The organism is Streptomyces sp. NPDC030893 (genome assembly GCF_055571535.1).
Genome location: NZ_JBVIFC010000010.1, coordinates 116,656 through 130,614, shown reverse-complemented (window position 1 = coordinate 130,614; position 13,959 = coordinate 116,656). Strand labels below are relative to the sequence as shown.

13 protein-coding genes are annotated in these 13,959 nt (G+C 72.6%); 4 read left to right on the top strand and 9 right to left on the bottom strand.

Annotation, left to right across the window (positions count from 1 at the left end):
- Positions 1 to 13: 13 nt before the first annotated feature.
- Positions 14 to 1,840, top strand: coding sequence for an ATP-binding cassette domain-containing protein (locus tag ACZ434_RS20135; protein WP_468457860.1), 1,827 nt, complete (start codon positions 14 to 16; stop codon positions 1,838 to 1,840).
- Positions 1,841 to 1,952: 112 nt separating this feature from the next.
- Positions 1,953 to 2,606: a phosphoribosyltransferase gene (locus ACZ434_RS20130; RefSeq protein WP_468457631.1), complete on the top strand. Its 654-nt coding sequence runs from the start codon at positions 1,953 to 1,955 to the stop codon at positions 2,604 to 2,606.
- A 178-nt stretch (positions 2,607 to 2,784) separates the two neighbouring features.
- On the opposite strand, the gene ACZ434_RS20125 is transcribed toward ACZ434_RS20130, so the two are convergent.
- From ACZ434_RS20125 to ACZ434_RS20085, 9 genes are all read right to left on the bottom strand, one after another.
- Positions 2,785 to 3,576, bottom strand: a complete 792-nt coding sequence (locus tag ACZ434_RS20125) for a VOC family protein (protein ID WP_468457629.1) — start codon at positions 3,574 to 3,576, stop codon at positions 2,785 to 2,787.
- An 83-nt stretch (positions 3,577 to 3,659) separates the two neighbouring features.
- Positions 3,660 to 4,076: a CocE/NonD family hydrolase C-terminal non-catalytic domain-containing protein gene (locus ACZ434_RS20120; RefSeq protein WP_468457627.1), complete on the bottom strand. Its 417-nt coding sequence runs from the start codon at positions 4,074 to 4,076 to the stop codon at positions 3,660 to 3,662.
- Positions 4,077 to 4,309: 233 nt separating this feature from the next.
- Complete coding sequence (locus ACZ434_RS20115) at positions 4,310 to 5,251, bottom strand: MBL fold metallo-hydrolase (RefSeq protein WP_468457625.1); 942 nt, start codon at positions 5,249 to 5,251, stop codon at positions 4,310 to 4,312.
- 3 nt (positions 5,252 to 5,254) lie between these two features.
- The gene (locus ACZ434_RS20110) at positions 5,255 to 5,581 is read right to left on the bottom strand and encodes an alpha/beta hydrolase fold domain-containing protein (protein WP_468457858.1); all 327 of its coding nucleotides are present in this window, start codon (positions 5,579 to 5,581) and stop codon (positions 5,255 to 5,257) included.
- 91 nt (positions 5,582 to 5,672) lie between these two features.
- On the bottom strand, positions 5,673 to 6,416 hold the full coding sequence (locus ACZ434_RS20105; RefSeq protein WP_468457623.1) for a class I SAM-dependent methyltransferase: 744 nt from the start codon (positions 6,414 to 6,416) through the stop codon (positions 5,673 to 5,675).
- A gap of 46 nt (positions 6,417 to 6,462) precedes the next feature.
- Complete coding sequence (locus tag ACZ434_RS20100) at positions 6,463 to 7,275, bottom strand: SAM-dependent methyltransferase (protein WP_468457621.1); 813 nt, start codon at positions 7,273 to 7,275, stop codon at positions 6,463 to 6,465.
- Between the two features lie 189 nt (positions 7,276 to 7,464).
- On the bottom strand, positions 7,465 to 10,839 hold the full coding sequence (locus ACZ434_RS20095) for a pyruvate carboxylase (protein WP_468457619.1): 3,375 nt from the start codon (positions 10,837 to 10,839) through the stop codon (positions 7,465 to 7,467).
- Between the two features lie 176 nt (positions 10,840 to 11,015).
- Positions 11,016 to 12,224 carry a S8 family peptidase gene (locus tag ACZ434_RS20090; protein ID WP_468457617.1) on the bottom strand — a complete coding sequence of 403 codons (1,209 nt, stop codon included), beginning with the start codon at positions 12,222 to 12,224 and terminating at the stop codon, positions 11,016 to 11,018.
- A gap of 293 nt (positions 12,225 to 12,517) precedes the next feature.
- Positions 12,518 to 12,844 (bottom strand): nuclear transport factor 2 family protein, encoded by a 327-nt coding sequence (locus ACZ434_RS20085; RefSeq protein WP_468457615.1) that lies wholly within the window; start codon positions 12,842 to 12,844, stop codon positions 12,518 to 12,520.
- A gap of 129 nt (positions 12,845 to 12,973) precedes the next feature.
- Here ACZ434_RS20085 and ACZ434_RS20080 point away from each other — a divergent pair, with 129 nt between their 5' ends.
- Complete coding sequence (locus ACZ434_RS20080; protein WP_468457613.1) at positions 12,974 to 13,516, top strand: DoxX family protein; 543 nt, start codon at positions 12,974 to 12,976, stop codon at positions 13,514 to 13,516.
- Between the two features lie 72 nt (positions 13,517 to 13,588).
- The gene (locus tag ACZ434_RS20075) at positions 13,589 to 13,942 is read left to right on the top strand and encodes a MazG-like family protein (RefSeq protein WP_468457611.1); all 354 of its coding nucleotides are present in this window, start codon (positions 13,589 to 13,591) and stop codon (positions 13,940 to 13,942) included.
- The last annotated feature ends 17 nt before the right edge of the window (positions 13,943 to 13,959 follow it).

The following is a 13,959-nucleotide window of genomic DNA, read 5'->3' as shown; positions in this document are numbered from 1 at the left end:
GCCGCCCGCCGAGATGACGTACTCCGGTCACTACTCGGTGAACCCGCTCGGTCAGGTCGGCTTCCGGGCCCTGTGCTCCCAACTCCCCTCCGTGCTGCGCCGGATCACGGCCATGGCGTGGCGCACCGACCGTCGGGCCGTGCTGTTGCTCCTCATCTGTCAGCTGGTCACCGGCGTGTCCGCCGCGGTGCTGCTGGCGGCGACCGCCCGGGCCATGGGGCCCGTCCTCGGGACGGGAACGATCGCGGACCGTCTGCGCGAGGCGCTGCCCGCCCTGGTCGTCGTGGCGGTGGCGAGTGCCCTCGCCCGTGTGGCGGTGGCCGTGGCCGCCTACGCCGAACGGCGCGTCACGCCACGGCTGACGACGGAGACCGATTCGGCACTGGTCGAGTCGGTCTGCCGGGTCGAGGCCACGGCGTACGCCACGGACGGCTTCTCCGACCGTCAGGAGGCGGCGGAGATGGGCGTGACGCGCACCCACGTCATGGTCATGGACGCGCAGCGTTTCATGGCCGCCCTGATCAGGATGCTCACGGCCGGCGGTGTGCTGTCCGTGCTCAACCCGCTGATGCTGCCGCTGCTCCTGCTGGCCGTGGCTCCGGCCGGTGTGGGTGCCGTGCTGACCGCGCGGGTCGACTACGAGATCCACTACGCGAACGTCGCGGACCGCAACGTCCGCGGTATGACGCGCTGGTGGGCGACCACACCGAAGTACGGCGACGAGGTCCGCGCCAACGGCATGACGGACTACGTCCTGTACTGGTACCGGGCCCTCTCCGAGCGGGTCGACCGGCGGTCGCTGGCCGCGGCTCCCCGGACCCTGCGCATCGCCCTGCTGTCCTCCCTCGCCGGGGGCGCCTTCCTGACCGCCACCTGGGGGATGCTCGCGTGGCTCGCGGTCACGGGCCGGATCGCACCGGCCGTCGCCGCGACGGCGGTCGTCGCGGTCCAGACGACCCTGGCGGCGCTGTCCCAGGTCGTCGTCAACGGCGCCGCGGTCTTCCACACGAGCCTGTACCTGAGCGACATGCAGGCGTTCTTCGACGACGCCGCCCGGCAGGCACCGAAGCGCGGGTCGGACACCGTCCGTGCCCCGGTGGAGGAGATCCGGCTGGAGGAGGTCACGTACCGGTACCCCGGCAAGGAACGGCCCGCCGTCGACGGCGTCTCCCTCACCCTGCGGCGCGGGGAGATCCTCGCCGTGGTCGGTGTGAACGGGTCCGGCAAGAGCACCCTCACCCGCCTGATCACCGGCATCTACCTCGCGGACAAGGGCCGGGTCACCTGGAACGGGACCGACATCGCGCACGCCGACCCGGCCACGGTGTGGGACTGCACCGGCCTGGTGCCGCAGATCTTCGCCCAGTGGCCCCTGCGGGCCCGGGAGAACGTGACGCTGGGCCAGCCCCGGAGCCTGGACGACGGCGAGGTCTGGGAGGCCGTCGACGCGGTCGGCATGCGGGAGGCGGTGGAGGACCTGCCCGCCGGCCTCGACACCCTCCTGGCCCGCGAGATCTTCGGCGGTTCCGAGCTCTCCGGCGGTCAGTGGCAGCGCCTGGCCTGCTCCCGGGCCCTGTACCGCCGCCCGCCCCTGCTGATCCTGGACGAGCCCACGTCCCAGATGGACCCGCGCGGGGAGCACGGCATCTTCGAGCAGATCAAGGCGATCTCGGGCGACCGCATCACGATCGTGGTCACCCACCGTCTGGAGAACACCAGGATCGCCGACCACATCGTGGTGATGGAGCGCGGCCGCATCACCGAGCGGGGCACCTACGACGATCTCACCCACGCCGGCGGTACCTTCGCCGACCTGCTGCGGCTGTCCCAGGACCGCTGAACCCCGGGTGACCGGTCCGCCCACGCCCGCGTCGCACCGTGGCGCACCGCGGGCGTGAGTGGCGGGGACACCGGCGGTTACCCGGCCCGGGGGGCGAGGAAGGGAGCGAGCCGTGCGATTCCGAAGCCGCAGGGAAGCCGGACAGGAGCTGGCCGTCCGGCTGCTGGAGTGGGCGAGCAGCGGGGATCTCGCGAACGTGACCGTACTGGCGCTGCCGCGCGGCGGTGTCCCGGTCGCCGCGGAGATCGCCCGGGCGATGGTTGTCCCGCTGGACGTCCTCGTCGTCCGCAAGATCGGGGTGCCCGGGTCGCCCGAGGTGGGCATCGGGGCGATCGCCGGGGACGATCCGCCGGTGTTCGACCGCACGGGACTGCGTGCCCTGGACCTCACCGAGGACGAGCTGAGCTCCGAGGTGGCCCGGGCGCGTGTCGAGCTGCACCGGCGTGAGCGGGTCTACCGCCGTGGCCGCCCCGCCCCGGACGTCCGCGGTCACGGCGTCGTCGTCGTGGACGACGGTCTCGCCACGGGGGTGACGGCCCGCGCCGCCCTCCGGCACGTGCTGCGCGGCGGCCCGCTGCGGGTGACCCTGGCCGTGCCGGTGTGCCCGCCGCACACCGCGGCCGCGCTGCGGGACGAGGCCGACGACGTCGTCGCCCTGCACCAGCCGCAGCGGCTGGGCTCGGTCGGCGAGTGGTACGACGACTTCGACCAGGTCTCCGACCGGGACGTGCTGGATGCCCTGCGGGAACTGCATCCGGCGGGCTGACCCGCGCAGGTCGGGGGCAGCCGCCGGTGACCCGGCGTGCGGCGCGTGACGGAGACCCGGTGCGTGTCTCCGGCACGACCGGGTTCGGCTGCACCACGACGGCCCTCTCCGACGACGTGGTGGCGCGGACCGGGCAGTGCCTGCGCGACACCGGGGCCGTGCCGGCCGAGGCGGGGCCTCAGATCTCGGCGAGCACCACGAAGTCCGCTCCGGCGGGGTCGAGGCAGACGGCCATGCGGCCCACCCCCTGCGCGGTCTCCGGCCCCATCTGCACGCTTCCTCCGTGCTCCCGCACCTGGGCGACGGCGGCGTCGCAGTCGTCGACGGCGAAGACCGGGTGCCAGTAGGGCCGGCCGCCCGCCGGGGCGAGGTCCTCCTTGCCGACCTCCATCAGGCCGCCGTGCATCCGCTCCTCCGGCAGACCGGAGGGGGTGATCATGGTGTAGGTGCCCTCGCCGCCCGGCATCTGCGTGTCGCTGTACTGCCAGCCGAGGACGCCTCCGTAGAACTCCTTCGCGGCCGCCGCGTCACTGGTGTACAGCTCGGTCCAGCACAGCGAGCCGGGCTCGTCCACCAGGTCGACGCCCTTGCTGTCCCACGGCTGCCAGACGGCGAACTGGCCGCCCAGCGGGTCGGTGTACTGCGCCATGCGGCCCCACTGCTCGATGTCCATGGGCGGCACCCGCACGGTGCCGCCGGCGCGCTCGACGGCCTCGGTCGTCGCGTCGGCGTCGGCGACGGTGTAGTAGATCATCCACGCGGGGCGGGCGCCCTCCTCGGTGAGTTCGCCGAGACCGGCGACCATCTTGCCGTCCTTGCGGAACATTCCGCCTTGCACGTCCTCCCCCTCGCCCATGGGCTCGTAGTCCCAGCCGAGGACCGCGGCGTAGAAGGCGGCCGCGGCCGGGACGTCGGGGGCGCCGAGGTCGAGCATGCAGGGCGAGCCGGGGGCGAAGTCAGTGGTGATCACCGTGAGGTCCTTTCGCTGGTTCCCTTTGGTCTCAGCGTGCCACCGGGCACTGACAACCGCCCTCCGGCTTCACCGTCCGGACGTCACGACGGCCGCTGCTCCCGGTCCGCACCGCTCGTGGTGAACGGCAGCAGGATCCGGGAGGGGTGGGCGGCGTCGCGGTAGATCTTGTGGGTGACGGGGCGGCCCACCGGGAGGTGGAAGGCGTCCGGCGGCAGCAGCGCGTTGTGCGCGTCGGCCAACGGCTCGTTGTTGGAGAGCTCCACGACCAGTCTGTGGCCGGGCAGGAACGTCGCCGCGAAGGGGTGGACGCGCAGGACGTACTCCTCGATCCTCCCCGGCTCGACCGGCACCGCGCGGGTGTGCGGGTGGTAGGGGTCGCCCTCGGTGGTGCGCTCCTCGTCGAGCTCGCGGTGCGAGGCCTTGAGGTAGGCGGTGGTGACGAGCTGCCGCCTGCGACCACGCGCGCGATGTCGCCGGCCTCGATGCAGCCGTCCCACATGGGGCTGGGCCGGCGCTGCGGCGGGGTCGTCAGGGCCAGCGCCTGGAGCTCCTTGCCGTAGGGGCTCAGGGCGACCAGTGCGGGCCGGGGGGTGTCGTCCGTGCCGCTGTAGGCGTCGGCCGCCAGGGTGACGCCGTCGCGCATCGGCACCCGGAGGTCCTTGCGGACGGTGACGGCCCGCGCGCCCGCCCGGATCGTGTGAAGGTCGGTCATGAGTGCGAAGCTCCTGTACTACGGCGTCTGGTCGTGCTGCGTGCGGTAGCCGTGCAGCGAGGTGAAGAACGGCGACGGCTCGAGGGTGGGGTCGCCGGTGTAGCCGAGCTCCTCGGCCACGCGGGTGAACGGCGCGTACGGGGAGTCCGTCTCCCGCGGACCCGCCTCCAGGCACCTGCGAGCCGCCGTGGCGACACGGGCCTCGATGTCGAGGCTCTGGGTGAGGGCCTCCCGGGCCTCGGCCTCGTCGAGCTCGACCCCGTACGGCGTGCCGTCGGCGCGGCGGTAGGGGTGCCCGAGGTAGAGCCGGCGCGGGCGGATCTCGTCGCGCAGGTACGTGAGACTCGCGCGGTAGGCGGCCGGGTCGGTGTAGCCGGGGAAGCCGTTGGCGGCCCCGTGGACCTGGACGGCGTCGCCGGTGAACACCGAGCGCTGTCCGTCGACGACGTAGGCGACCGATCCGGGGGTGTGGCCCGGTATCGCGTGCACCGACACGGTGACACCGCCGCCGAGGGAGAGGCTCTCGCCGCCCTTGACCAGCAGGGACGGCTCCATCTCCCCGGAGATGACGGCCTGGGTGGCGGCCGTCGCCTTCGCCTCCCCGTCGGGGTCGTCCAGGTACCGGCCGCGGCCCGCGAGGTACTCCTCGACATGGGCCCGGCGGGAGCGGAGCATCGGCGCGTCCGCCTCGTGGATCACCACCCGGGCGCGCCGTCCGGTGAGCTCCCACAGGGCGTGTGCCCCGCCGACGTGGTCGATGTGCCCGTGGGTCAACAGGATCCACCGCACGTCCTCGATGCGGCGGCCGATCGCCTCGAGCGCGGGAGCCATCCCCTCGGCGGGCGAGGAGGCGATCCCGGTGTCGACGATCGCCGGCTCCGGCGCGTCGACGAAGAAGCTGTAGAGACCGAACCGGCCCCAGGGCGAGACCAGCGGATGGACGTCGACTGCGTGGCTCATGGTCTACTTCCCGCGGTCGAGGAAGTCGCGTGTCTCCGCGAAGACCCGGTGGTACTCCGGGATCCAGGAGAAGTGCTGGACGAAGCCGTGGCCCGCGCCGCCGTACCGGCTGACCGTCGCGTCCACCCCGGCTTCGCGCAGCCGCTCTCCGTACAGCTCGCCCTCGTCGCGCATCGGGTCGTACTGGGCGGTGACGACCAGCGCGGGCGGCAGCCCGGTGAGGTCGGCCCGCTTGACCGGCGACACCAGCGGGTCCGCGGGGTCGGCGCCGCTGTCGAGGTAGAAGGCGTTGAAGGGCTTGAGACCTTTCCCGGGGTCCCGCGGCCGGATCGCCCGGCCGCGGGACCGCGACGGGTCGGGGCGGTGACGTCGAGCGGCCGGTGCGCACGGCCCGGGGTCACCGGCACACGCCCGCGCGCTCCTACGGGGCGGGAGGGAGGCGGTAGACGGAGACGTGGGAGCGGGAATCGGCGGTGAAGGGGGTCTCGTTCCAGTCGGCGTGCCTGGACTCCAGGCGGAACCCGGCCAGTTGGGCCATGAGGTCGAGTTCGGCCGGCCAGATGTAGCGGTGCGGGCTGCGCTCCAACCGGGCCTGCTCGCTCTCGTCGAACCGGAAGTGGTGCGAGACGACGTGCTGGGAAAGGACGTCGTAGGTGTCCAGGCCGATGTAGCCGGGGCCCGACTCCCAGACCGTGGCCTGCCGGCCCGGCGGGAGCGTGCGCAGTTCCGGCACCCAGAGCTCGATCACGAACCGTCCGCCCGGCCCGAGGTGACGGGCGGCGTTGCGGAAGCACTCGACCTGCTCGGCCTGGGTGAGCAGGTTGGAGATGGTGTTGTAGACGAGGTAGACGACGGTGTACTCACCCGGTGCGGTGGTCGTCGCCATGTCACCGATGACCACCGGGATCGCCGACTCGTCGGCCTTGGTGCGCAGTTGCTCCACCATCGGCCGGGACAGCTCGATGCCGGTCACCGGTACTCCGCGGCCGGCGAGCGGAACGGCCACCCGGCCCGTGCCGATGGCGAACTCGAGGGCCGCTCCCTGCCCCGCGAGGCGGGCCAGCCGGTCCACGGCCGGCCCCAGCACCTCGGGCGCGAACATACCGGTTCCGGGCGTGTCATAGCGCCGGGCGGCGTCCGCGTTCCAGATCTCCTCCTGCTCCATGGGACCAACGCTCCCCGCCGGCACGGGAGTTGTCCAATGGATTACGTCAGGGCTTGCGGGCGAGGCCGCCGTGCTCGGCGATGGTCTCCGGCGCGGGCGAGTCCGGGTCCGGGCGCCACATCTGCACCGAGACGACGCCCGGGTCGACGAGTTCCAGCCCCTCGAAGAACGACGTGATCTCGTCGACGGTGCGCAGGTTGTAGGGGACGGCGCCGCTCTCGTTGTAGGCGTCCTGGGCCTGCTCGAAGTCGGGGTCGATACCGCGCGAGCCGTCGTTGATGGAGAGGAAGCTGCCGGACGGCAGTGCGGCCATCAGCCGGGTGACGATGGACCGCGCCTGGTCGTAGTCGGCGATGTGGCCCAGGATGTTGCTGAGGATCAGCGCGGTGGGACGCTTGAAGTCCAGCGTCTCGGCCGCGGCTTCCAGAATGCGGTCCGGGTCGAGGACGTTGGCGTCCACGTAGGCCGTGGCCCCCTCCGCCGTGGAGTAGAGCAGGGCGCGTGCGTGGGCCAGGACCATCGGGTCGTTGTCGACGTAGACGATCCGCGATTCCGGGGCGATCCGCTGGGCGACCTGGTGGGTGTTGTCGGCCGTGGGCAGGCCGGTGCCGATGTCCAGGAACTGCCGGATGCCCTGCTCGGCGGCCAGGTAGGTGATGTTGCGCCGCAGGAAGGCCCGGCTGCTGCGGGAGATGGTGACGATGCCGGGGAAGACGGCGGTGTAGGCGTCGCCCGCTTCCTCGTCGACGGGATAGTTGTCCTTCCCTCCCAGCCAGTAGTTCCAGATGCGGGCCGAGTGCGGCACGGAGGTGTCGATCTTCTGGTGCGCTGATCCGGGCGCCGCGGCAGGGTCGGTCATGAGTACCGTCCGTAGTCATTCGAGGGCTGTTCTGGCCAACGCATAATCTACGTTCCCACAGCTTGTCGGCGCAGGCTTGTTCGGCAGGTGGTTGCTCGCGCGGCTTCCCCGCGCCCCTGCGGGGGGCGCGGGGTCTCCGCCGACAGGCGGGCTCCCGTCGCGTGGGCGTGAGGGCCCCGGGGGAGCCGGTCAGCCGAGTTCGACCAGGAGGTCACCGCCCTCCACCTGCTGGATGCGGTTGATCGCCAGCCGGGAGACCCTGCCCGCCTTCGGGGCGGTGATCGATGCCTCCATCTTCATCGCCTCGATGGTGGCCACCGTGGCACCGGCCTCCACCTCGTCGCCCTCGGCGACCGCGAGGGTCACCACACCGGCGAACGGCGCCGCGACGTGCCCGGGATCGGTGCGGTCGGCCTTCTCGGTGACGGGGACGTCGGAGGCCGCCGCCCGGTCGCGGACCTGGATCGGCCGCAACTGCCCGTTGAGCGTGGCCATCACGGTCCGCATGCCCCGCTCGTCGGCGTCGCCCACCGCCTGCAGTTCGATCAGCAGCCGGACACCGGGGTCGAGGTCGACGCTGTACTCCCGGCCCGGGCGCAGCCCGTAGAAGAAGTCCTTGCTGTCCAGGACGCCGGTGTCGCCGAAGGACTGGCGGTGCGTCTCGAACTCCCGTGTGGGGCCGGGGAACAGGAGCCGGTTGAGGGTCGGCCGGCGGTCCTTCGCCAGTCCTTCGCGGTCGTCGGCGGACAGCTCGGCTACCGGCTTCGGCTCGCCGCGGCCCCGCAGGGCCTTGCTGCGGAAGGGTTCCGGCCAGCCGCCGGGCGGGGTGCCCAACTCGCCGCGCAGGAAGCCGATGACGGAGTCGGGGATGTCGAAGCGGTCCGGCTCCTCCTCGAAGTCGCGCGGGGAGACGCCCGCGCCGACCAGGTGCAGGGCCAGGTCGCCGACCACCTTGGAGGAGGGGGTGACCTTCACCAGGCGGCCGAGCATCCGGTCGGCTGCGGCGTACATCGCCTCGATGTCCTCGAAGCGGTCGCCGAGACCGAGCGCGATGGCCTGGGTGCGCAGGTTGGAGAGCTGGCCGCCGGGGATCTCGTGGTGGTAGACGCGGCCGGTCGGCGAGGCCAGGCCCGCCTCGAAGGGGGCGTAGACCTTGCGGACGCTCTCCCAGTAGGGCTCCAGGTCGCCGACGGCCGTCAGGTCCAGGCCGGTGGACCGCTCCGAGTGGTCGGTCGCCGCGACGAGCGCCGACAGCGACGGCTGCGAGGTGGTGCCGGCCATGGACGCCACCGCCCCGTCGACGGCGTCGACGCCCGCCTGGATCGCGGCGAGGTAGGTGGCGAGCTGGCCGCCGGCGGTGTCGTGGGTGTGCAGGTGCACCGGCAGGTCGAACTCCCGGCGCAGGGCCGACACGAGCGTCGCCGCCGCGGGCGCCCGGAGCAGGCCGGCCATGTCCTTGACGGCCAGCACGTGGGCGCCGGCCTCGACGATCTGCTCGGCCAGGCGCAGATAGTAGTCGAGGGTGTAGAGCCGCTCGGACGGGTCGGACAGGTCGGAGGTGTAGCACAGGGCCACCTCGGCGACGGCCGTGCCGGTCTCGCGCACGGCGTCGATGGCGGGCCGCATCTGGGAGACGTCGTTCAGCGCGTCGAAGATGCGGAAGATGTCGATGCCGGTGGCCGCCGCCTCCTGCACGAAGGCGTCCGTCACCTCCGTCGGGTACGGGGTGTAGCCCACGGTGTTGCGGCCGCGCAGCAGCATCTGCAGACAGATGTTCGGTACGGCTTCCCGCAGGGCCGCCAGCCGCTCCCAGGGGTCCTCGGCGAGGAAGCGCAGGGCGACGTCGTACGTGGCGCCGCCCCAGCACTCCAGGGAGAGCAGGCCGGGCAGGGTGCGTGCCACCACGGGCGCGACGGCGAGCAGGTCCTTGCTGCGGACCCGGGTCGCGAGCAGCGACTGGTGGGCGTCGCGGAACGTGGTGTCGGTGACGCCGACGCCCGGGGAGGAGCGCAGCCGGCGGGCGAAGCCCTCGGGGCCGAGTTCGGTGAGACGCTGCCGGGAGCCGGCCGGCGGTTGGCCGGCGGGCAGCGGCGGCAGCTTGGTCAGCGGGTCGATCAGCTCGGGCCGCTCGCCGTGCGGCTTGTTGACGGTGACGTCGGCGAGGTAGGTGAGCAGCTTGGTGCCGCGGTCGGCGGAGTGGCGCGCGGTGAGCAGCTCCGGCCGCTGCTCGATGAACGAGGTGGTGACCCGTCCGGCCCGGAAGTCGGGATCGTCGAGGACGGCCTGGAGGAAGGGGATGTTGGTGGCGACGCCGCGGATGCGGAACTCGGCCACCGCGCGCCGGGCTCGGCCCACGGCCGCGCCGAAGTCCCGGCCCCGGCAGGTCAGTTTCACCAGCATCGAGTCGAAGTGGGCGCTGATCTCCGTACCGGCGTGGGTGGTGCCGCCGTCCAGGCGGATGCCGGAGCCGCCGGGCGAGCGGTAGGCGCTGATCCGGCCGGTATCCGGGCGGAAGCCGTTGGCCGGGTCCTCGGTGGTGATGCGGCACTGCAGGGCGGCGCCCCGCAGGGTGACGGTGTCCTGCGAGAGACCGAGGTCGGCGAGCGTCTCACCGGCGGCGATGCGCAGCTGCGACTGGACCAGGTCGACGTCGGTGACCTCCTCGGTCACCGTGTGCTCGACCTGGATGCGCGGGTTCATCTCGATGAAGACGTGGTTGCCCTCGCGGTCGAGGAGGAACTCCACGGTGCCGGCGTTGCGGTAGCCGATCTGCCGGGCGAACCGCACGGCGTCGGCGCAGATGCGGTCGCGCAGCTCCGGGTCGAGGTTGGGCGCGGGCGCGAGTTCGATCACCTTCTGGTGGCGGCGCTGCACCGAGCAGTCCCGCTCGAACAGGTGAATGACGTTGCCCTGTCCGTCGGCGAGGATCTGCACCTCGATGTGGCGGGGTTCGACGACGGCCTTCTCCAGGAACACCGTGGCGTCGCCGAACGCGGACGCCGCCTCCCTGGAGGCCGCCTCGATGGCCTCCCGCAGCTGGGCGGGGTCCTCGACGCGGCGCATGCCGCGCCCGCCGCCGCCCGCGACGGCCTTGACGAACACGGGGAAGCCGATGTCACCGGCGGCGCGGACGAGTTCGTCGACGTCGGTGGAGGGGGCGGAGGAGCCGAGGACGGGCACGCCCGCCTCCCGGGCGGCGGCCACGGCGCGGGCCTTGTTGCCGGTCAGTTCCAGGATCTGGGCACTGGGCCCCACGAAGGTGATGCCCGCCTCTTCGCAGGCCCTGGCCAGCTCCGGGTTCTCGGACAGGAAGCCGTAGCCCGGGTAGACGGCGTCGGCGCCCGCCCGTCGCGCGGCGCCGACGATCTCCTCCACGGAGAGATAGGCCCGCACCGGATGTCCCGGCTCGCCGATCTCGTACGCCTCGTCCGCCTTCAGGCGGTGCAGCGAGTTGCGGTCCTCGTGCGGGAAGACGGCGACGGTTCGGGCGCCCAGTTCGTAGCCCGCGCGGAACGCCCGAATCGCGATCTCGCCGCGGTTGGCGACCAGCACCTTGCGGAACATTCTCGATCCCTTCAGCCTGCCGTTGACGAAGACCATCGTGTCGGTGGCAGGTCGGGTACGCCATGTGAGCCGGACCACTCACACCGGGCCGGACGGGAGTGTGAGGGGCCGCGGAGGAACGTTTCCCCCCTCCGCGGCCCCTCATGTGTGTCAGTGGCCCCCGCCCGGGTGGCGCACTACTCCGTGATCTTGAGCAGCTTGTTCGGAGTGCCGGAGCCGGGGTTGCTGATCCTGTCCGCGGTGGCCCCGCCGGTCAGCGCCGTCGCCACCGCAGCCGGGTCGGCGTCGGGGTGACCCGCCAGGTACACGGCGGCCGCTCCGGCCACGTGGGGGGAGGCCATCGAGGTGCCGGATATCGTCCTGGTGCCGTCGTCGCTGTCGTTCCAGGCGGAGGTGATGTCGGAGCCGGGCGCGTAGAGGTCCACGGCCGCACCGAAGTTGGAGAAGTCGGACTGGGCGTCGTCCTCGGTGCTGGAGGCGACGGTCAGGGCCTCGGGGACGCGGGCGGGCGAGCCCCCCGCGGCGTCGGCCGACTCGTTGCCGGCCGCGACGGCGAAGGTGACCCCGGAAGCGATGGCCTTCTGGACCGCCGCGTCCAGAGCCGGGTCGGCGGCGCCGCCCAGGCTCATGTTGGCCACCGAGGGACCCTTGTGGTTCTCGGTGACCCAGTCGATGCCGGCGATGACCTGCTCGGTGGTCCCGGAGCCGTTGTCGTCCAGGACTCTGACGGCCACGATGTCGGCCTTCTTGGCGACGCCGTGCGCGGCGCCGGCGACGGTGGCGGCGACGTGCGTGCCGTGGCCGTTGCCGTCGTCGGCGGTGCGGTCGTCGTCGACGGCGTCGTAGCCGTGGCTCGCCCGTCCCTCGAAGTCCTGGTGCGTCACACGTACGCCGGTGTCGATGACGTAGGCGGTGACGCCCTCTCCGGCCCGGTCGGGGTAGGTGTACTTGCCGTCGCCCGCGGTGTCCGCCTGGTCGACCCGGTCCAGGCCCCAGGAGGGCGGGTCGTCCTGGGTGGCGGTGGCGTGGAAGGTGCGGTTGGCCACGACGGCGGCCACGGCCGGGTCGGCGGCCAGGCGCCTGGCCTCGGTCTCGGTCAGCCCGTCCGCGGCGAAGCCGTCGAGGGCCGCGCCGTAGGACCGGCTGAGCTCACCGCCGTACTCCCGGGCCAGGTCCTTCTCGCCGGCGGCCGTGGTCCTCTCGTCGAGCAGGACGATGTAGCTGCCCGCGACGGCTCCTTCGGCGTTCAGGCCGAAGACGGTGCCCTGCGCGGGCTCGACGGCCTGCGCGGACGACGCCCCGAGCAGGGCTGCCGTGCTCGCGGCCGTCACCGCGCACACGGCGGCGGTGACCTTCAGTGCGACGGTACGCATCCGATGCGTCATGGAGAGGGATCTCCTCGTCAGGTGTGGGGGGTTGACCTCCGGCGCGGGGTCACGCGGAGGCTGACGAGAAGACTGACTTTTTGTCGCGGTCAGATCAATGGGCCCGGTCCGGCGGCCGGGGCGGTACGACGGCGGATCTCCACAACGTCCACCCGAATCCGGGCCAACCACCGGGCAGAAGCCGAGCTCAGCGCGTTACTTGAAACCCTCAATCAGCGACTGGGCGAGATCTGTGACCATCTCCTCACCCAACTCTCACGGCGGGGACGGTTTGTCGTGCGGCACCGGGACGCTCACGCCTGACCGGTCTCGAAGCGGGAGATGCGGCCGTCGTCGTCGACGGTGAACGTCCAGCGGGTGCGCATCTCGCCATAGGTGTCGTTGCGGTAGCGGGCGAGGAGACGGCGGCCGCCGTCGGACTCGTTGTCGACGTCCATGTGACCGTTGGAGGCGAAGATCTCCCGGTCGGTCCACTCGGCGAGGTCGCGTTCGGTGCCGTCGTCCGCCATCGTGGCGCCGGGCGCGAGGAGGGCCAGGAAGCCCTCCCGGTCGTGGTGGTTGACGGCCGTGACGAAGGCGCGTACGGCGGGATCGCTGAGACGGGTGATCTGAATGGTCATGGCTGTCAGCGTCGTACCGGTCGGCGGGCCCCGCCACCCGCGTCACCCGAACGGCGACCGGCGGCGGGCCCGGCCCGTGGTGGGGGTGCGACGGTGGTCGGGCCAAGCCACCTCTGCCGGGGAGACGACGTGACCTGTTACGACCGACGCGATCTGGGACTGCTGCTGCTCCGGCTGGGAACGGGCGGGGTGCTCGCGGCGCACGGCGCGCAGAAGCTGTTCGGCTGGTTCGGTGGTGGCGGTATCGAGGGCACCGGTCAGTTCATGGAGTCCATCGGCTACGCGCCCGGCCGGGCCAGCGCCACGGTGGCGGGCCTCGCGGAGACGGGCGGCGGCGCGCTGCTCGCGCTCGGCCTCGCCACCCCGGCTGCGGGCGCCGCGGCGGCCGGTGCGATGGCGGGCGCGTCCGCCGTGCACGCGCCCAACGGCTTCTTCAACCAGGAGGGCGGCTTCGAGTACGCGGCGTCCCTCGGCCTGACGGCCGCCGGTCTCGCGGTGACGGGGCCCGGCCGGCTCTCCCTGGACCACGCCCTCGGCCACACGGCCAACCGGAACTGGATGCTCCCGGCGGCCTTCGCGGCGATGGGGGCGGCCACGGCGGTGACGCTGGGGGCGCGCAACCGGCGGCTGCGGAAGGTCAGGGAGGGCGAACAGGAGGCCCTGTTCGAGTAGTCGGCAGGTCCTGTTCGAGCAGCGGGGCGGGGCGGACCGGGCGGTGTCAGTGGGCCGTGCCAGGCTCTCCCCATGAGCGATCATCTGTCTCCTCCCCCGCCCCGGGCGGCCGGGGCGGATCTGTGGGAGTCCATCGACGGTCTGTGCGCCTGGCTGGACGCGCAGCGTCCCGTCGACGGCCCGGACGGCGTGCTGCTGCGCATCCTGAAACTGTCCGAGGAGGTCGGGGAGGTCGCCCAGGCCGTGGTCGGGGCGACCGGCCAGAACCCGCGCAAGGGCACCACGCACACCTGGGAGGACGTACGGTCCGAGTTGTGCGATGTGGCCGTCACGGCGCTGGTGGCGCTGCGCACCCTCACCCCCGACGCCCGCGAGGTCTTCACCCGGCATCTGGAGGGCGTCACCCGGCGCTCCCTCGGCACGTAGCGTCCTGTCCGGCGGGG

Coding starts and splice junctions, on each gene's coding strand:
- ACZ434_RS20135 (WP_468457860.1), top strand. CDS start 14: ATGACGTACTCCGGTCACTACTCGGTGAACCCGCTCGGTCAGGTCGGC.
- ACZ434_RS20095 (WP_468457619.1), bottom strand. CDS start 10,839: ATGTTCCGCAAGGTGCTGGTCGCCAACCGCGGCGAGATCGCGATTCGG.
- ACZ434_RS20105 (WP_468457623.1), bottom strand. CDS start 6,416: ATGGAGCAGGAGGAGATCTGGAACGCGGACGCCGCCCGGCGCTATGAC.
- ACZ434_RS20075 (WP_468457611.1), top strand. CDS start 13,589: ATGAGCGATCATCTGTCTCCTCCCCCGCCCCGGGCGGCCGGGGCGGAT.
- ACZ434_RS20115 (WP_468457625.1), bottom strand. CDS start 5,251: ATGAGCCACGCAGTCGACGTCCATCCGCTGGTCTCGCCCTGGGGCCGG.
- ACZ434_RS20100 (WP_468457621.1), bottom strand. CDS start 7,275: ATGACCGACCCTGCCGCGGCGCCCGGATCAGCGCACCAGAAGATCGAC.
- ACZ434_RS20085 (WP_468457615.1), bottom strand. CDS start 12,844: ATGACCATTCAGATCACCCGTCTCAGCGATCCCGCCGTACGCGCCTTC.
- ACZ434_RS20090 (WP_468457617.1), bottom strand. CDS start 12,224: ATGACGCATCGGATGCGTACCGTCGCACTGAAGGTCACCGCCGCCGTG.